Genomic DNA, 17974 nt, shown 5'->3' with positions numbered 1-17974 from the left:
CCGGTAAAGGCGCTTTGCTTAATCCCCGCCAGTGCTTATCGTTCAGCCTCCTGTAAAAGAAGCCCGCGCGCCCAATGGTTGATCATTCAATGCAATCCTCCGCTCCCCGTAGCCCCCGTCGCTGGCTGTTTGGCCTGCTTGTCCTGTTGGTCATCGCTGGCCTGTGCTGGAAATTCTGGCCCGGCAGCGCTACGCCAAAAGACGGTGCCGGGCAAAAAGCCGTTGCCGGGCACACCGGCAGGTCAGGGGGGATGCGCCCGGGTTTCGGTGGCGCGTCCGGACCGGTCCCGGTGCGTGTGGCGCCGGCAGTCAAAGGCGACTTTCCGTTGTATTACAAGGCGCTGGGCACCGTCACCGCGCTGAACACCATCAATGTGCGCAGCCGAGTTGGCGGCGAATTGATGAAGATCTCCTTTGAAGAAGGGCAGATGGTCAAGGCCGGCGACTTGTTGGCCGAGATCGATCCGCGTCCTTACCAGAACGCCTTGCTTCAGGCCGAAGGCACCTTGCTGCAGAATCAGGCGCAACTGAAAAACGCCCAGGTCGATGTCGAGCGCTACCGCGGCCTGTACCGCGAAGACAGCATCGCCAAGCAGACCCTGGACACTGCCGAAGCGCTGGTGGGCCAGTATCAGGGCACCGTGAAAACTAATCAGGCAGCGGTCAACGACGCCAAGCTTAATCTCGAATTCACCAAGATCCGCGCCCCGATCACCGGGCGTGTAGGCCTGCGTCAGTTGGACGTCGGCAACCTTGTGGCCGCCAACGACACCGCCGCGCTGGCGATCATCACCCAGACCCAGCCGATCAGCGTCGCCTTCACCTTGCCGGAAAACACCCTTGACGTTGTGCTGGCCCGCTATCGCACCGGTGCCAAGCTGCCGGCAGAAGCCTGGGACCGCGGCGACACCAAGTTGCAGGCCACCGGCGTTTTGCAGAGCCTGGACAACCAGATCGACGTCACCACCGGCACCCTTAAATTCAAGGCGCGCTACGAGAACCGCGATCAAGCGCTGTTCCCCAACCAGTTCGTCAACGTCCACCTGCTGGCCGATACCCTCAAAGACGTGGTGCTCGCACCCTCGGCAGCGATCCAGTTCGGCACCAACGGCACGTTTGTCTACGCCCTGGATGGCGACAAGAAGGTGACGATCCGTCAGCTGAAAATCGGCGCCAGTGACGGTGAAAACACCGTGATCACCGAAGGCCTGGCCGCGGGTGATCGCGTCGTCCTGGAAGGCACCGACCGCCTCAAGGATGGCAGCGAAGTGGAAGTGGTCAACGACAGCAAAGACGTGCCGGCCACCCCGGCCGGGCACCTGCAAGGCAAGTCGGCCGCCACTACGCCTGATGCGACCGCCACCGACAAGGCGAAAAAGGGCGGCGCATGAACATCTCGCGGCTGTTCATCCTTCGCCCGGTAGCCACCACCCTGAGCATGCTGGCCATTATTCTGGCCGGCGTGATCGCCTATCGGTTGTTGCCGGTGTCGGCATTGCCTCAGGTCGATTACCCGACTATCCGCGTCATGACGCTTTACCCCGGCGCCAGCCCGGATGTCATGACCAGCGCCGTGACCGCGCCCCTTGAGCGTCAATTCGGGCAGATGCCCGGCCTGACCCAAATGGCCTCGACCAGCTCCGGCGGCGCCTCGGTACTGACCCTGCGTTTCAGCCTCGACATCAACATGGACGTCGCCGAGCAGCAGGTACAGGCGGCCATCAACGCCGCAACCAATTTGCTGCCCAAGGACTTGCCGGCCCCCCCGGTGTACAACAAGGTCAACCCGGCAGATACGCCGGTGCTGACCCTGGCCATTACCTCCAGGACGATGTTGTTGCCCAAGCTCAATGATCTGGTCGACACGCGCATGGCGCAGAAAATCGCTCAGATCAGCGGCGTCGGCATGGTCAGCATTGCCGGCGGCCAGCGTCAGGCGGTGCGAATCAAGGTCAACCCCGAGGCCCTGGCGGCCAATGGTTTGAACCTGTCAGATGTGCGCACCTTGGTCGGCGCGTCCAACGTCAACCAGCCCAAAGGCAACTTCGACGGCCCGACCCGGGTGTCGATGCTCGATGCCAACGACCAGCTGACCTCACCCAAGGACTACGCCAACCTGATTTTGGCCTACGCCAACGGCGCGCCGTTGCGGCTCAAAGATGTGGCGGAGATCGTCGACGGCGCCGAAAACGAACGTCTGGCAGCCTGGGCGAATGAAAACCAGGCGGTGTTGCTGAACATCCAGCGTCAGCCCGGCGCCAACGTTATCGAAGTGGTCGACCGGATCAAGGCGTTGTTGCCGAGCATTACCGACAACCTGCCGGCCGGCCTCGAAGTCACGGTCCTCACCGACCGCACCCAGACCATCCGTGCCTCTGTCACCGACGTGCAACATGAATTGTTGATCGCCATCGCGTTGGTGGTCATGGTCACGTTCCTCTTCTTGCGTCGGGCCAGCGCCACGATCATTCCGTCGGTGGCCGTGCCGTTGTCGCTGATCGGCACCTTCGGCGTGATGTACCTGGCGGGCTTCTCGGTCAATAACCTGACCCTGATGGCCCTGACCATCGCCACCGGTTTCGTGGTGGACGATGCGATCGTGATGCTGGAGAACATTTCCCGATACATCGAAGAGGGCGACAGCCCCCTGAATGCGGCGCTCAAGGGCGCCAAGCAGATTGGCTTTACCCTGATTTCCCTGACCCTGTCGCTGATTGCCGTATTGATTCCGCTGTTGTTCATGGCCGACGTGGTCGGGCGGTTGTTCCGCGAATTTGCCATCACTCTGGCGGTGGCGATCCTGATTTCCCTGGTGGTGTCGCTGACGCTGACGCCAATGATGTGCGCACGGTTGCTCAAGCGTGAACCCAAGGAAGAAGAACAAGGCCGCTTTTACCGGGCCAGCGGCGCCACAATTGATTGGATGATCGCGGCTTACGGGCGCAAGTTAAAGTGGGTTCTCAAGCATCAACCGCTGACATTAATGGTGGCCATCGGCACGTTGGCGCTGACAGTTTTTCTGTACATGGTCGTACCCAAGGGCTTCTTCCCGGTGCAGGACACCGGGGTGATCCAGGGTATTTCCGAGGCGCCGCAGTCGATTTCCTTTGCCGCCATGAGCGAGCGGCAGCAGGAACTGGCCAAGGTGATCCTGGCTGATCCGGCAGTCGAGAGCCTGTCGTCCTACATCGGTGTGGACGGTGACAACTCCACGCTCAACAGTGGTCGTTTGCTGATCAACCTCAAATCCCACAGCAACCGTGACCTGAGCGCGACTGAGGTAATTGCCCGTCTGCAACCGGAGCTCGACAAGCTGACCGGCATTCGCCTGTTCATGCAGCCCGTGCAGGATTTGACCATCGAAGACCGGGTCAGCCGTACGCAGTACCAGTTCAGCATGTCGTCGCCGGATTCCGAATTGTTGAGCCTGTGGAGCGGGCGTCTGGTTGAGGCCCTGGCCCAGCGGCCGGAGCTGACCGATGTTGCCAGCGATTTGCAGGACAAGGGGTTGCAGGTCTATCTGGTGATCGACCGCGATGCGGCGTCGCGGGTCGGGGTATCGGTATCGAACATCACCGATGCGCTGTACGACGCCTTCGGTCAGCGGCAGATTTCCACCATCTACACCCAGGCCAGCCAATACCGCGTGGTGCTGCAATCGCAGTCGGGCGAGAAGATCGGCCCGGAGGCGCTGAACCAGATTCACGTGAAAACCACCGACGGCGGGCAAGTGCGCCTGTCCAGTCTTGCGCACATGGAGGAGCGTCAGGCGCAACTGGCGATCACTCATATCGGCCAGTTCCCGGCGGTGATGATGTCGTTCAACCTCGCGCCCGGCGTGGCGCTGGGGCATGCGGTGGAACTCATCGACCAGGTGCAGAAGGACATCGGCATGCCGATCGGCGTGCAGACTCAGTTCCAGGGCGCCGCCGAGGCTTTCCAGGCGTCGCTGTCGAGCACCTTGCTGCTGATTCTGGCGGCGGTGGTGACCATGTACATCGTGCTTGGCGTGCTTTACGAGAGCTACATCCACCCGATCACCATTCTCTCGACCTTGCCCTCGGCAGCGGTCGGGGCCTTGCTGGCGTTGCTGTTGAGCGGCAATGACCTGGGGATGATCGCGATCATCGGCATCATCCTGCTGATCGGCATCGTGAAAAAGAACGCGATCATGATGATCGACTTCGCCCTCGACGCTGAGCGCAATCAGGGCATGGACCCGGAGACAGCGATCTATCAGGCGGCGTTGCTGCGTTTCCGGCCGATTCTGATGACCACGCTCGCGGCGTTGTTTGGCGCGGTCCCGTTGATGCTGGCCACCGGTTCCGGTGCTGAGTTGCGTCAGCCGCTGGGTCTGGTAATGGTCGGTGGTTTGCTGGTGAGTCAGGTGCTGACCTTGTTCACCACGCCGGTGATCTATCTGTACTTCGACCGTCTCGGTCGGCGCTGGGGCCGCAGGTCTGAATCTGTGGAACCGGTAGAGCAGCCATGAACCTTTCCGGTCCCTTCATCAAGCGCCCGGTCGCGACCCTGTTGCTGAGCCTGGCGATCATGCTGCTGGGCGGCGTGAGCTTCGGTCTGTTACCGGTTTCGCCGCTGCCGCAGATGGACTTTCCGGTGATCGTGGTTCAGGCCAGCCTTCCCGGCGCGAGTCCGGAGGTGATGGCCTCGACCGTGGCCACGCCGCTTGAGCGTTCCTTCGGCGCTATCGCCGGGATCAATACCATGAGTAGCCGTTCCAGCCAGGGTTCGACCCGGGTGATTTTGCAGTTCGATCTGGACCGCGACATCAATGGCGCGGCGCGGGAAGTGCAGGCGGCAATCAACGCCTCGCGCAATCTGCTGCCCAGCGGGATGCGCAGCATGCCGACCTATAAAAAGGTCAACCCGTCCCAAGCGCCGATCATGGTGTTGTCGCTGACCTCGGACGTACTGAAAAAAGGCCAGCTCTACGATTTGGCTTCGACGATTCTTTCCCAGAGCCTGTCCCAGGTGCAGGGCGTCGGCGAAGTACAGATCGGCGGCAGCTCCTTGCCGGCGGTGCGCATCGAACTCGAACCCCAGGCGCTTAACCAATACGGCGTGGCCCTGGACGATGTGCGTAACACCATCGCCAATGCCAACGTGCGCAGGCCAAAAGGCTCGGTCGAAGACGGTCAGCGGCTGTGGCAGGTGCAGGCCAACGATCAATTGGAGAAAGCCAAGGATTACGAGTCGCTGATCATTCACTATGCGGACGGCGCGGCCCTGCGCCTGAAGGATGTGGCGAAGGTCAGCGATGGCGTCGAAGATCGCTACAACAGCGGTTTCTTCAACAATGACGCGGCAGTACTGCTGGTGATCAACCGCCAGGCGGGCTCCAACATCATCGAGACGGTCACCGATATTAAGGCTCAGTTGCCGGCGTTGCAGGCCGTGCTGCCGGCCAGCGTCAAGCTGAACCTGGCGATGGACCGCTCGCCGGTGATCAAGGCCACCCTGCATGAAGCGGAAATGACTCTGCTGATCGCCGTGGCGCTGGTGATTCTGGTGGTGTTCCTGTTCCTCGGTAACTTTCGCGCGTCCTTGATTCCGACGCTTGCAGTGCCGGTGTCCCTGGTGGGCACGTTTGCCGTGATGTACCTCTACGGTTTTTCCCTGAACAATCTTTCCTTGATGGCGCTGATTCTGGCTACCGGGCTGGTGGTGGACGACGCTATTGTGGTGCTGGAGAACATATCCCGGCACATCGATAAAGGCGTGCCGCCGATGAAGGCCGCGTACCTGGGGGCCGAGGAAGTCGGTTTCACGTTGCTGTCGATGAACGTTTCGCTGGTGGCGGTATTTCTGTCGATTCTGTTCATGGGGGGGATCATCGAAAGTCTGTTCCGTGAGTTCTCCATCACACTGGCGGCGTCCATCGTGGTATCGCTGGTCGTCTCGTTGACGTTGACGCCGATGCTCTGTGCCCGTTGGCTCAAGCCGCATACGCCGGGTGAGGAGAACCGTCTGCAACGCTGGAGCCAGCGAGCCAACGAGTGGATGGTCGGCAAATACGCGACAAGCCTCGACTGGGTATTGCGCCATCGCCGACTGACCTTGCTCAGCCTGATCGTGACAGTTGGCGTTAACATTGCTCTGTATGTGGTTGTTCCTAAAACCTTTATGCCTCAGCAAGACACCGGTCAGCTGATCGGTTTTGTACGCGGCGACGACGGCCTGTCGTTCAGCGTGATGCAGCCTAAAATGGAGATCTTCCGCCGCGCCGTGCTCAAGGACGAAGCCGTAGAAAGCGTCGCCGGCTTCATCGGTGGCACCAACGGCACCAACAATGCCTTCATGCTGGTACGCCTGAAGCCGATCAAGGAACGTAACCTTTCCGCGCAAAAAGTCATCGAACGCCTGCGCAAGGAAATGCCCAAGGTCGCTGGTGCGCAACTGATGCTGATGGCGGATCAGGACCTGCAGTTTGGCGGCGGTCGTGAACAGACCACGTCGCAGTATTCCTACATCCTGCAAAGCGGTGATCTGGGGGCATTGCGCCAGTGGTACCCAAAAGTCGTGACGGCGCTCAAGGCATTGCCGGAACTGACGGCGATTGATGCTCGCGAAGGTCGTGGCGCGCAGCAGGTGACACTGATTGTCGATCGCGATCAGGCAAAACGCCTGGGTGTCGACATGGATATGGTCACTTCGGTGCTGAACAACGCCTACAGTCAGCGGCAGATTTCGACGATTTACGACAGCCTCAACCAGTATCAGGTGGTCATGGAGGTCAATCCGAAATACGCCCAGGATCCGATCACCCTCAAGCAGGTTCAGGTGATCACCGCTGACGGCGCGCGGATCCCGCTGTCGACCATCGCCCATTACGAAAACAGCCTGGAAGACGATCGGGTCAGCCACGAAGGCCAGTTCGCCTCGGAAAGCATTTCGTTCGACATGGCTGAAGGCGTCACGGTGGAGCAGGGCACCGCCGCTATCGAACGGGCGATTGCCAAGGTCGGCCTGCCCGAAGGCGTGATCGCGAAAATGTCCGGCACCGCCGACGCCTTCGCCGCGACCCAGAAGAGCCAGCCGTGGATGATTCTCGGCGCGTTAGTCGCGGTGTATCTGGTGCTGGGTGTGCTGTATGAAAGCTACATCCATCCGCTGACCATTCTTTCGACCTTGCCGTCGGCCGGGGTTGGCGCGTTGCTATCGATCTATGCATTGGGCGGTGAGTTCAGCCTGATCTCGCTGCTCGGGTTGTTCCTGCTGATCGGCGTGGTGAAGAAAAACGCCATTCTGATGATCGACCTGGCATTGCAGCTCGAACGCCATCAAGGCATGGCGCCGCTGGAGTCGATTCGCAGTGCTTGCCTGCAACGTTTGCGGCCGATTCTGATGACGACCCTGGCGGCAATTCTCGGCGCCTTGCCGTTGTTGCTGAGCCGCGCCGAAGGCGCAGAAATGCGTCAACCATTGGGCTTGACCATCATCGGCGGCCTGATCTTCAGTCAGGTGCTGACCCTTTACACCACCCCGGTGGTTTACCTCTATCTCGACAAACTGCGCCATCGCTTCAACCACTGGCGTGGGGTGCGTACCGATGCTGCTCTGGAAACTCCGCTATGACTGACCGTTCGCTTATCAATCTGGCTGCACCACTGGTCACGACCCGAGGCTCGCGTTTGTTGAGCCTGTCACTGTGCGTGGCCATGCTCAGCGCCTGTGCCATCGGCCCGGATTACCAGCGCCCGCAAACCGCCGCGCCGGTTCAGTACAAGGAAGCGGCAGGCTGGCGTCAGGCCAATCCGAGCGATTCCCTGGCCCGCGGTGCGTGGTGGGAGTTGTATGGCGATCAGCAGCTCAATGGTTTGATCGAAAAACTCAACAGCGCCAACCAGACCGTTGCGCAGTCCGAAGCCCAGTACCGCCAGGCTCAGGCCTTGGTACGCAGTGCCCGGGGTGCGTTTTTTCCTACTGTAGACCTGACTGTCGGGAAGAACCGCTCCAGTCAGGGCACCGGTAGCAGCAGTTCGAGCCTGACCAGTTCCTCCAGTGGTATTCGCGACACCTACACCGCTCAGGCCGGAGTCAGTTGGGAAGCCGATGTCTGGGGCAAACTGCGCCGTGGACTGGAGGCCGACACTGCCAACGCCGAAGCGAGCTTCGCCGATCTGGCCGCGATGCGCCTGAGCCAGCAGTCGGAACTGGTGCAGAACTACTTGCAATTGCGGGTGATCGACGAGCAGAAACGCCTGTTGGAAGCGACGGTCGAGGCCTATCAGCGCTCGCTGAAAATGACCGAAAACCAGTACCGCGCGGGTGTCTCCGGCAAGGACGCGGTGGCCCAGGCGCAGACTCAACTTAAAAGCACTCAGGCTGACATGATCGATCTGATCTGGCAGCGCGCTCAGTTCGAGAACGCTATTGCCGTACTGATCGGTCTGCCACCGGCCGAGTTCAGCCTGGCTGAAACCCGAGACATCCCGGTACTGCCGCAGATTCCGCTGAACCTGCCTTCGCAACTGCTCGAGCGCCGCCCGGACATCGCCTCTGCCGAACGCTCGGTGATGGCGGCCAATGCCAACATCGGCGTGGCCAAGGCGGCGTACTACCCGGACCTGACGCTGAGTTTGAACGGTGGCTATAGCAGCAGCACCTCTTCCAACTGGATCAGCGTGCCGAACCGTTTCTGGTCGGTCGGGCCGCAACTGGCCATGACCTTGTTCGACGGCGGCCAACGCTCGGCGGAAGTCGACCGCAGCGAAGCGGCCTATGACGAAACCGTGGCCAAATACCGTCAGACCGTGCTCGATGGCTTCCGCGAAGTGGAAAATTACCTGGTTCAGCTAAAGGTTTTGGAAAACGAATCCCAGGTGCGCCAACAGGCACTGGATTCGGCCCGTGAGTCCCTGCGGTTGACCGAGAACCAGTACAAGGCCGGGGTGATTGCTTATCTGGAGGTGGTGGTGGTCCAGGCCACGGCGCTGAGTAACGAACGCAACGTGCTGGACTTGTTGCAGAGCCGCTTGATCGCCAGTGTGCAGCTGATTGCGGCGCTGGGCGGTGGCTGGGATGGGGCGTTGCAGGTGAGCGAAAAAGAGTAAAGCGCCCGCTCAACTGATCGTTCCCACGCTCTGCGTGGGAATGCCTCTAGGGACGCTCCGCGTTCCAGCTATCGAAAGGGACGCAGAGCGTCCCGGGCTGCATTCCCACGCGGAGCGTAGGAACGATCATCGAGCAGGGTGGCAGTTAATGTAAAACCTTAAAACAAGCGTTTCATCGGCTTGATGGCCCTTTGCTTATTTTGTCAGTGCGTTCTTTTGCGCAATCAGTACAATCGCCCGATTTTCCCCGCCGAGAACGGAAGCAGTACGGTGGGGTAGTTGCGAGAAGTCCCATGCTCATCGGTAGCTATTCCCCCACGCTGGTTATCATTTCGCTCTGCGTAGCGATTCTCGCCTCCTATACCGCGCTTGACCTGACAGAGCGCATCGCCACGGCCAAGGGCCGCGCGGTGCATCTATGGACGGCGGGCGGTGCCTTTGCCATGGGCGTTGGCGTGTGGTCGATGCATTTCATCGGTATGCTCGCGTTCAAACTGCCCATTGACCTCGGTTACGACGTCAGCATCACGGTGCTGTCGCTGCTGATCGGGATCTTGTCCTGCGGCTTTGCCCTGTGGCTGGTCAGCCAGCCACAATTGCCGGCGTGGCAACTGGCGTTCGGCGCGCTGGTCATGGGTAGCGGAATCAGCGCCATGCATTACACCGGCATGGCTGCCATGCGCATGCAGCCGGGCATCGATTACGACCCGACGCTGTTTGGCGCCTCTCTGCTCATCGCGGTAGGTGCATCGGGCGCGGCGTTGTGGATTGCCTTCCGCCTGCGCCAGCACACACCTTATGTCGGCCTGATCCGTGGCGGCGCGGCGGTGATCATGGGGATTGCGATTGTCGGCATGCACTACACCGGCATGGCGGCGGCGCGCTTTCCCGATGGCAGCTTCTGTGGCGCGGCTGTTGACGGCTTGAACGGCAAGGGCCTGGACAACCTGGTGCTGATCACCACCCTGGCGGTGTTGAGTATTGCGTTGCTCACCTCGATACTCGATGCGCGCCTGGAGGCGCGTACGGCAAGCCTTGCCCTCTCACTGACCGAGGCTAACCGCGAACTGACCCAACTGGCCTTGCATGACACCCTGACCGGCCTGCCTAATCGGGTGTTGCTGGCCGACCGAATCGATCAGGCGATGTCGCTAGTGCAGGAGCAAGGCGGCTGTTTTGCGTTGATGTTTATCGATCTGGACGGTTTCAAACCGGTCAATGACGCCTTCGGTCACCACATGGGCGACCTGTTGTTGCGTGAGGTGGGCCTGCGCCTGCGCGAGGACTTGCGCAGCCAGGACACCCTCGCGCGGATCGGCGGCGATGAGTTCGTATTGTTGGTGCAACTCGGCGAGCAGAATGATGCATTGAATCTGGCGGCCCGCCAGGTTGGGCTGATCGCGCGATCGTTCCGGGTCGCCGAAAATGACTTGCAGATTTCCGCCAGCGTCGGCATCGCGCTTTATCCGGGTAACGGTGAAACCGCCGAAGAATTGCTGATGAACGCCGACGCGGCGATGTATCACGCCAAGGGTTCCGGGAAAAACGGCTACAGCTTCTTCGATGCCTCGATGAACAGCAACGCGCGCAAGCAGCTGCAATTGCTGCAAGACTTGCGCATCGCTCTGGATCAGCAGCAATTCAGTCTCTATTACCAACCCAAATTCGATGCCGCCAACGGTCGGCCGGTCGGCGCCGAGGCGCTGCTGCGCTGGGTGCATCCGACCCAAGGCATGCTGCTACCGGACAAGTTCATCGAACTGGCGGAAAAGACCGGTCTGATCATTCCGATTGGCGAGTGGGTACTCAACGAAGCCTGCCGTCAGATGCGCGAGTGGTACGTGCTCGGTTACACCGACTGGCGCATTGCAGTGAATCTTTCGGCCTTGCAGTTCTGCCACGTGGGACTGGTCCAGAGTGTCGCCAAAGCCTTGGCTACGCACCATTTGCCAGCCAACAGCCTGACCCTGGAAATCACCGAAACCACCGCTATGAGCGATGCGGATGCGAGCATGACGGTGCTTCAGGAACTGTCGGAAATGGGCGTTGACCTGTCCATCGATGACTTTGGCACCGGCTATTCGAGTTTGATGTACCTCAAGCGCCTGCCGGCCAACGAACTGAAGATCGACCGGGGATTTGTCCGCGATCTGGAGCGTGACAGTGATGACGCCGCCATCGTTTCCGCCATCGTCGCCCTCGGCCAGGCGCTGGGTTTGCGGATTGTCGCTGAAGGTGTGGAAACCGACGTGCAGCAGGACTTCCTGACTCAACTCGGTTGCGACTCATTGCAGGGATACCTGCTCGGGCACCCGTTGCCTGCAGAACGCTTCATGGTGGATATTCATCGCGCCGAGCAACTGGCGACGGCTTGAAAGCAATGTGATTGATGTGAGCCCATGCAAAAGCCAGCGATGGCGGTTATTCTTGGCCCCGACTGCTTACGCTTGGAATAGGGGAAAGCTTGCATGGACAAAGTCATCGTCATCACCGGCGGCAGCCGCGGCATCGGTGCCGCCACAGCCCTGTTGGCCGCCGAACAAGGCTATCGGATCTGCATCAACTACCTGGCCGACGAATCCGCTGCGCAAACGGTGCTGGAGCAAGTCCGCGCCCTCGGCGCCCAAGCCATCGCAGTGCGTGCTGACGTCAGCATCGAAGATGAAGTGATCGCGCTGTTCCACCGCGTGGACACTGAGTTGGGCCGGGTCACGGCACTGGTGAACAACGCCGGCACCGTCGGGCACAAGTCCCGGGTCGACGAAATGTCTGAGTTCCGCATTCTCAAAATCCTCAGAACCAACGTCCTGGCGCCGATCCTCTGCGCCAAACACGCGATCCTGCGCATGTCGCCCAAGCATGGCGGGCAGGGCGGCAGCATCGTCAATGTGTCATCGGTCGCTTCACGTCTGGGCGCCCCAAGTGAATACGTCGACTACGCGGCCTCCAAGGGTGCGCTGGATACGTTCACCATAGGTTTATCCAAGGAAGTGGCCGGCGAAGGCATCCGCGTCAACGCCGTGCGTCCTGGTTACATCTATACCGATTTCCATGCGCTGAGCGGTGATCCGGATCGGGTCAGCAAGCTGGAATCCGCGATTCCCATGGCGCGGGGTGGACGGCCGGATGAAGTGGCTGAGGCGATTGTCTGGTTGCTGTCGGACAAGGCGTCGTATGCGACGGGGACTTTTGTTGATTTGGGCGGCGGGCGCTGAAACGGGCGCCTGGAATGCCTGAGTATCATCGAGTTGATCAGGCTCGAAAATAAATCACTGTTTTAGCTATAAAGTTATCCCGTCCTTAATTGCTGTTTCTCAAGTTGGCGCGCCTTGTATCTTAAGGCGCGTTGTTCTTTATGATCTTTGAAGTGTTTTTAGTTTTTGACACGCTCTGTATTGTGTTTGTGGTGTATGACTATTGAGCTTCAAAAAAGAACTGCTTATTCTTTTGCCTGATTCGCAAGAGGCGAATTATTTAAATAAAATAACGGAGTATATGGTATGGATCTTTATAAGGATGAAGTTGCTTTTTGGGATGGTGTGGTGCTGAATTATATTTATAGTAATTTTTCCGCATTGACGTCTCCTCAAGAATACGTAAATGTAGCCAATCTTGCCGACAAGATGGTTCTGGAGCGACGCAAGCGTGACGTGATTGAAGAGTCTGATGTCGCTGCAAACTAAGCGGTCTGCCGGCAGGATGCCAAATATCACATAGGGATATATTTAAATGAATGCGGAAGATGAAAGCAAGTCGATGATTGCCAATCTTTTCCTTGAAGGAAAACCTTTGGTGTTGAATTATCAACTCATGGAGAACAGGCTGAAGCGACCACGCCTGACGCCCGCTCAACGTGCGGAGTATAGTCGTCAGCTGCATAGTGAAGGCGGGTTCCTGACGGTTGCCGATAAGGAAAAGGACGAGCCTTTATTGATTCACTTTCGTTCGGAAGATGATCGCTATACGTTGCGTGTTGCAACACCCGGTAAGTTTTATGGGTATTTTCTAAGCATGGAAAATATACAGAATACCTACGGCGAAGAGCAATCAACTCGTAATCTCGTAGTGCTGAAAGAGGGTAGTCCTTCCCGGTTTTACCTTGAGAAGGTCTCTCCGGATGTTGTGCGAATGTTGAATGTCGATAGGAAGTCGGCAATCGATGTAAGTGTGAGATTACTGGAAAATACCACCGTTTTTGCAGTATTAAATGCGATAGAAAACAAGATAGGCGGCCCGACTTATCTCTACAAAAATAAAGGAAATCTTGAAAATGAAGGGCAGCAATATTTTGCTGACACATTTGTGCGAAGTGATCATGTGGTTTGGGATCCGCAGGCTGTGCAGTTTTACGTAGAGGTCAGAGGTGCTGGTGTTATGGAATTGAGCGACATTGGCTGAGTGTGGGAAATAATTAAAAAACAGCCTGGCGAATAATATCGATCCTTATTGTTAAATAATTTTAGTCCGGTGCTGTGCCTGGTCATTTCGGGCAAGTTGCAAACGATCTTTCAGAAAAGTCCTGCCAGCTTCTGCTGGCAGGATTTTTTTATTGAAGCTTTTCTCAATTCATAACACTAACGAACGCACAATCCGCCCCAACGTCTCCATCGCCTTCTCCGCAGCCTCATCCCATGGGCTTCCGTAATTCAACCGAATACAGTTCCTGAACCTTTGCGTCGGTGAAAAAATCGGCCCCGGCGCGATGCTGATGCCCTGGGCCAATGCCATCTGAAACAACTTCAACGAGTCCATCTGCGCCGGCAACTCCAGCCACAAAAAGTAGCCGCCAGCCGGCTGGCTGACGCGGGTTTGCGCCGGGAAGTAGCGGGCAATGGCCGCGAGCATCGCGCTTTGCTGTTCTTCAAGGGCATAACGCAGCTTGCGCAGGTGGCGATCGTAGCCTCCATGTTGCAGGTAATCGGCGATGGCAGCCTGGGCCGGCATCGAGGCGCAGAGCGAGGTCATGAGTTTCAGTCGTTCGATCTTCTGCGCATAGCGTCCGGCGGCGACCCAGCCGATACGGTAGCCGGGGGCCAGGCTTTTGGCGAAGGAGCCGCAATGCATCACCAGCCCTTCGGTGTCGAAGGCCTTGGCCGGCTTTGGCGCCTGTTGACCGTAATAGAGTTCGGCGTAGACATCATCTTCGATCAGCGGCACCTGATGGCTGCGCAACAGCTCCACCAGTTCCCGCTTTTTCGCCTCGGGCATGGTGGCGCCCATCGGGTTCTGGAAGCTGGTCATGCACCAGACAGCCTTGATCGGATGCCGCTCCAGGGTTTGCGCGAGTACACCAAGGTCGATGCCATCGCGCGGGTGCACGGGGATTTCCACGGCTTTGAGTTTCAACCGTTCCAGCACTTGCAGGCAGGCATAGAACGCCGGCGCTTCGATGGCCACCAGGTCGCCGGGTTCGGTCACCGCTTGCAGGCACAGGTTCAGGGCTTCGAGGGCACCGTTGGTGATCAGCAGTTCTTCCATGGGCAGCATCAGGCCGCCAACCATGTAGCGCAGGGCGATCTGGCGACGCAATTGCGGGTTGCCCGGCGACATGTCGGTGACCACCATGCGCGGGTCCATGTCCCGGGCGGCACTGGCCAGGGAGCGGGACAACCGTTGCAGTGGAAACAGGGTAGGGCTGGGGAACGCCGAGCCGAAGGGCACGGTGTTCGGGTCCTTGATCGAGTCGAGCACCGAGAACACCAGTTCGCTGACGTCGACCTCAGTGGATTCGCTGACCTGGCTGCTGATGACCGGCTCTGAAAACGGGCTCGGCGCGTGGGTGTTAACGAAGTAGCCGGAGCGCGGTCGAGCGCGGATCAGCCCACGGCGTTCAAGCAGGTAATAGGCCTGGAACACCGTCGATGGGCTGACCCCGTAAGTCTGGCTGGCGTAGCGCACCGATGGCACGCGTTGGCCGGGGCCAAGGACGCCGGAGCGGATCAGTTCAGCGATGTCGTCGGCGAATTTTTCGTAGCGTTTCATCTAGGGGCCGGATTGATTTTATTCTGGAAGACCGAGTCGCCTTCATTCGCGAGCACCGCAGTCTAAGGGATCATCGATTCATCGGTGCAACAAAGCGACTGTTCGCCATGCTGTAAATGTCCGCTTCATCACTGTCGACAATCTTGAAGCTGATGCTTTGGGAGCTGCTGCTCGGCCGTTCGATGGTCATCGCCACCGACACCGGCACATCGACAATTTCACCGGGGGCCAGGCTCAACTCTGTCTTGCCTTGCAACTGGAAGCCGTCACCGTCGACCAGGGTCAGACGATAGTCCTGACGTTGCTGAGTCTTGTTGATGACCTTCAGGCTATAGATGTTTTCGATCTGCCCCTGACTGTTTTCGCGGAACAGACCGCGATCCTTGCTCACGTCCAATGAGACCATCGGCCGTTCCACCAGCGCCAGGGCAAGCGCACCAATCATCACCAGCAGCACCGCGGTGTAGCCGATCAGTCGCGGCCGCAACAGGTGAGTCTTGCCGCCCTGCAACTCGTGCTCCGAGGTATAGCTGATCAACCCGCGGGCATAACCCATTTTGTCCATGATCGAATCACAGGCGTCGATGCACGCGGCGCAACCGATGCACTCCATCTGCAAGCCGTCGCGGATGTCGATGCCGGTTGGGCAGACTTGCACGCAGAGTTGGCAGTCGATGCAATCACCCAGGCCCACTTCAACCGGTGCCACGTCACGTTTGCGCGGGCCACGGTTTTCGCCGCGGACCACGTCGTAGGAAATGGTCAGGGTGTCTTTGTCGAACATCACGCTCTGAAACCGTGCATACGGGCACATGTGCATGCACACCGCTTCACGCAGCCAGCCGGCATTGATGTAGGTGGCGCCGGTGAAAAACAGCACCCAGAACAGGCTGACCCCACCCATCTGCAAGGTCAGCAGCTCTTCGGCCAGCGGCCGGATCGGTGTGAAATAACCGACGAAGGTCAGGCCGGTCAGCAGGCTGATGGCCAGCCACAACGTGTGCTTGGCCGAGCGGCGCATGAGTTTGTTCAGGCCCCAGGGTGCGGCTTGCAGCTTGATCCGCTGGTTGCGTTCGCCCTCGGTGAGCTTCTCGCACCACATGAAGATCCACGTCCAGGAACTCTGTGGACAGGTGTAGCCGCACCAGACCCGCCCGGCAAACACGGTGATCGCAAACAGGCCAAACGCGGCAATGATCAACAGCGCCGAGAGCAGGATGAAATCCTGCGGCCAGAAGGTGGCGCCGAAGATGTGGAATTTGCTTTCGGAAAGATCCCAAAGCACCGCCTGGCGGCCGCCCCAGTTCAACCATACCGTGCCGAAGAACAGCAAAAACAGAAACCCCGCGCCGCTCATGCGCAAGGTCCTAAAGAGGCCGGTGAAGCTGCGGGTATGGATCAGGTTGTCGCTGGACTTGGCCTTCATCTTTGGACGCGAAGGCTCATAGCTCTGCACTACAGGGGCACTTTCAACGATTCGGGCGGGGATTCTATTGCTCATGGTCTTTCGCTCATCAGCCTCCATCAGGCGTGAGCACTATGAGCGGCGATCTGTTTGCATAACAGACTCAGCTATTGCAATAAAAAGCGGATCAGATGGGTGTTGATCCGCTACCTGCGACAAGTTGATGCACTCCGCGCAGCAGGCTACAGGCGCCTATATCAGGCGCTAGCGGCTGTTGTTGATCCAGGACAGTCAAATCACCGAATCACTGTCGGTTTCCTTCAAATGCTTACGACCGTCGACTGCGCCTGCTACGGTCAATGCGTCGGCTTCTGCTTCGGTGATGTAAACGCGCTGGCCGTTGACGTCCACCGCCGACATTGCTTTTTCCGAGTCGGTGATGATGGTGACGTCGGGACACAGACGAATTTCTTCGCCGTTTTCGGTAGTGAAGAAACAGGTCTGGTTTTCGATGCGCACTGTCATGGAGATATCCTTTTTTCTGCGGGTTTTGCTGCGGGTTCTACAGTGTTAGGACGCGCCCGGCGGACATCGTTCTGTGCAACCGATTAATGGTCGGCGCGGTCCACCCTCTAACAACCTGACAAGGACAACAACCATGAACGCCTGGTGGCATGAGGTTTGGGTGACGCTGCGAGCAGAGTTCGCCGACATTGGCGACGCCTCGCAACTCACGCGCATTACCGTGCGCTTGCTGATGGCCGCGCTGCTGGGCGGGATTCTTGGTTTCGAGCGCGAACAAAAGGGCAAGGCCGCCGGGGTGCGCACGCACATGCTCGTGGCTTTAGGTGCGGCGCTGTTTGTGCTGGTGCCGCAGATGTCCGGCTCCCAGGCCGACGCCATGAGCCGGGTTGTGCAGGGCGTGATCGCAGGGATCGGCTTTCTGGGTGCCGGGACGATACTCAAGAACACTGAAGGCGATGAGGGTCATGTCAAAGGCCTGACCACCGCCGCCGGGTTGTGGATGACCGCCGCGATTGGCGTTTCGGCCGGAATGGGGCGAGAGGCGACGGCGGTGTTCAGTACGTTTTTGGCGCTGGCCATCCTTAGCGCGATGCCGAGGGTTGTGAAGATGCTTGAAAAGGACGATCAGGACAGTAAGCCGTAGCAGCACGATCATTACTCCGGCGTAACAATCACCGGCGGCATCGTCTCTGGCGGCTCTTCACGCGGCGGCGGGGTGGTGCCCGGCGGGTCTCGCTCTGGCACCGGTTCAGGCTCGGTCTCTGGAACTGACGGGTTGTCGATGTTCGGATCGGGTGTTTCGGCCGGAATCGGAATACTCATTGTCAAAGCCTCCAGTGGCAGATGGCGCAAGTCGTGCTTAAGTGAGTTGACCGCCGCGCAAAGGAATTGATTCCCCCGAAGACACAGGCAAATCCTCGTGAACTTTTACCGGCACCTGTCGCTCGGAACCTAAGTGAGTTTATTCAAGGAATACCAGACACAAGAG

13 protein-coding genes are annotated in these 17974 nt (G+C 58.9%); 9 read left to right on the top strand and 4 right to left on the bottom strand.

Annotated elements, in window-relative coordinates; translation table 11 throughout:
- The first annotated feature begins 74 nt into the window (after positions 1 to 74).
- From FQ185_RS00495 to FQ185_RS00460, 8 genes are all read left to right on the top strand, one after another.
- The gene (locus FQ185_RS00495) at positions 75 to 1391 is read left to right on the top strand and encodes an MdtA/MuxA family multidrug efflux RND transporter periplasmic adaptor subunit (RefSeq protein WP_149415728.1); all 1317 of its coding nucleotides are present in this window, start codon (positions 75 to 77) and stop codon (positions 1389 to 1391) included.
- Positions 1388 to 4492, top strand: a complete 3105-nt coding sequence (locus tag FQ185_RS00490) for an MdtB/MuxB family multidrug efflux RND transporter permease subunit (RefSeq protein ID WP_149415727.1) — start codon at positions 1388 to 1390, stop codon at positions 4490 to 4492. Before FQ185_RS00495 ends, FQ185_RS00490 begins: the two co-directional genes overlap by 4 nt.
- On the top strand, positions 4489 to 7596 hold the full coding sequence (locus FQ185_RS00485) for an efflux RND transporter permease subunit (RefSeq protein WP_149415726.1): 3108 nt from the start codon (positions 4489 to 4491) through the stop codon (positions 7594 to 7596). Before FQ185_RS00490 ends, FQ185_RS00485 begins: the two co-directional genes overlap by 4 nt.
- Positions 7593 to 9074: an efflux transporter outer membrane subunit gene (locus FQ185_RS00480; RefSeq protein WP_149415725.1), complete on the top strand. Its 1482-nt coding sequence runs from the start codon at positions 7593 to 7595 to the stop codon at positions 9072 to 9074. Before FQ185_RS00485 ends, FQ185_RS00480 begins: the two co-directional genes overlap by 4 nt.
- A gap of 293 nt (positions 9075 to 9367) precedes the next feature.
- Entirely contained in the window at positions 9368 to 11449 is a 2082-nt protein-coding gene (locus FQ185_RS00475; RefSeq protein WP_149415724.1) for a bifunctional diguanylate cyclase/phosphodiesterase, read from the top strand.
- A gap of 93 nt (positions 11450 to 11542) precedes the next feature.
- Positions 11543 to 12289: an SDR family oxidoreductase gene (locus FQ185_RS00470; protein WP_149415723.1), complete on the top strand. Its 747-nt coding sequence runs from the start codon at positions 11543 to 11545 to the stop codon at positions 12287 to 12289.
- A 285-nt stretch (positions 12290 to 12574) separates the two neighbouring features.
- On the top strand, positions 12575 to 12757 hold the full coding sequence (locus tag FQ185_RS00465; RefSeq protein ID WP_149415722.1) for a hypothetical protein: 183 nt from the start codon (positions 12575 to 12577) through the stop codon (positions 12755 to 12757).
- A gap of 46 nt (positions 12758 to 12803) precedes the next feature.
- Positions 12804 to 13472, top strand: coding sequence for a hypothetical protein (locus tag FQ185_RS00460; RefSeq protein WP_149415721.1), 669 nt, complete (start codon positions 12804 to 12806; stop codon positions 13470 to 13472).
- Positions 13473 to 13640: 168 nt separating this feature from the next.
- Here FQ185_RS00460 and mapR read toward each other — a convergent pair whose 3' ends face one another.
- The 3 genes from mapR to FQ185_RS00445 form a co-directional block, all read right to left on the bottom strand.
- Positions 13641 to 15056 (bottom strand): GntR family transcriptional regulator MpaR, encoded by a 1416-nt coding sequence (mapR, locus tag FQ185_RS00455; protein ID WP_149415720.1) that lies wholly within the window; start codon positions 15054 to 15056, stop codon positions 13641 to 13643.
- Positions 15057 to 15126: 70 nt separating this feature from the next.
- A complete protein-coding gene (gene ccoG, locus FQ185_RS00450) occupies positions 15127 to 16557 on the bottom strand; it encodes a cytochrome c oxidase accessory protein CcoG (RefSeq protein WP_149415719.1) in 1431 nt (476 codons plus the stop codon).
- A 195-nt stretch (positions 16558 to 16752) separates the two neighbouring features.
- The gene (locus tag FQ185_RS00445; RefSeq protein ID WP_149415718.1) at positions 16753 to 16986 is read right to left on the bottom strand and encodes a DUF3203 family protein; all 234 of its coding nucleotides are present in this window, start codon (positions 16984 to 16986) and stop codon (positions 16753 to 16755) included.
- A gap of 133 nt (positions 16987 to 17119) precedes the next feature.
- On the opposite strand from FQ185_RS00445, the gene FQ185_RS00440 reads away from it, so the two are divergent.
- Complete coding sequence (locus FQ185_RS00440) at positions 17120 to 17629, top strand: MgtC/SapB family protein (protein ID WP_149415717.1); 510 nt, start codon at positions 17120 to 17122, stop codon at positions 17627 to 17629.
- Between the two features lie 11 nt (positions 17630 to 17640).
- On the opposite strand, the gene FQ185_RS30110 is transcribed toward FQ185_RS00440, so the two are convergent.
- Entirely contained in the window at positions 17641 to 17808 is a 168-nt protein-coding gene (locus FQ185_RS30110; RefSeq protein WP_178113478.1) for a hypothetical protein, read from the bottom strand.
- Positions 17809 to 17974 lie beyond the last annotated feature (166 nt).

The organism is Pseudomonas sp. ANT_H12B, assembly GCF_008369325.1.
Taxonomy (GTDB): Bacteria; Pseudomonadota; Gammaproteobacteria; order Pseudomonadales; family Pseudomonadaceae; genus Aquipseudomonas.
The sequence above is the reverse complement of the archived record's forward strand: the minus strand, read 5'-3'. Positions and strand labels throughout refer to the sequence as shown.

Bases quoted from the DNA above. Each gene is read 5' to 3' on its own strand.
- FQ185_RS00495 (WP_149415728.1), top strand. From the start codon at position 75: ATGGTTGATCATTCAATGCAATCCTCCGCTCCCCGTAGCCCCCGTCGC.
- FQ185_RS00490 (WP_149415727.1), top strand. From the start codon at position 1,388: ATGAACATCTCGCGGCTGTTCATCCTTCGCCCGGTAGCCACCACCCTG.
- FQ185_RS00485 (WP_149415726.1), top strand. From the start codon at position 4,489: ATGAACCTTTCCGGTCCCTTCATCAAGCGCCCGGTCGCGACCCTGTTG.
- FQ185_RS00480 (WP_149415725.1), top strand. From the start codon at position 7,593: ATGACTGACCGTTCGCTTATCAATCTGGCTGCACCACTGGTCACGACC.
- FQ185_RS00475 (WP_149415724.1), top strand. From the start codon at position 9,368: ATGCTCATCGGTAGCTATTCCCCCACGCTGGTTATCATTTCGCTCTGC.
- FQ185_RS00470 (WP_149415723.1), top strand. From the start codon at position 11,543: ATGGACAAAGTCATCGTCATCACCGGCGGCAGCCGCGGCATCGGTGCC.
- FQ185_RS00465 (WP_149415722.1), top strand. From the start codon at position 12,575: ATGGATCTTTATAAGGATGAAGTTGCTTTTTGGGATGGTGTGGTGCTG.
- FQ185_RS00460 (WP_149415721.1), top strand. From the start codon at position 12,804: ATGAATGCGGAAGATGAAAGCAAGTCGATGATTGCCAATCTTTTCCTT.
- mapR (WP_149415720.1), bottom strand. From the start codon at position 15,056: ATGAAACGCTACGAAAAATTCGCCGACGACATCGCTGAACTGATCCGC.
- ccoG (WP_149415719.1), bottom strand. From the start codon at position 16,557: ATGAGCAATAGAATCCCCGCCCGAATCGTTGAAAGTGCCCCTGTAGTG.
- FQ185_RS00445 (WP_149415718.1), bottom strand. From the start codon at position 16,986: ATGACAGTGCGCATCGAAAACCAGACCTGTTTCTTCACTACCGAAAAC.
- FQ185_RS00440 (WP_149415717.1), top strand. From the start codon at position 17,120: ATGAACGCCTGGTGGCATGAGGTTTGGGTGACGCTGCGAGCAGAGTTC.
- FQ185_RS30110 (WP_178113478.1), bottom strand. From the start codon at position 17,808: ATGAGTATTCCGATTCCGGCCGAAACACCCGATCCGAACATCGACAAC.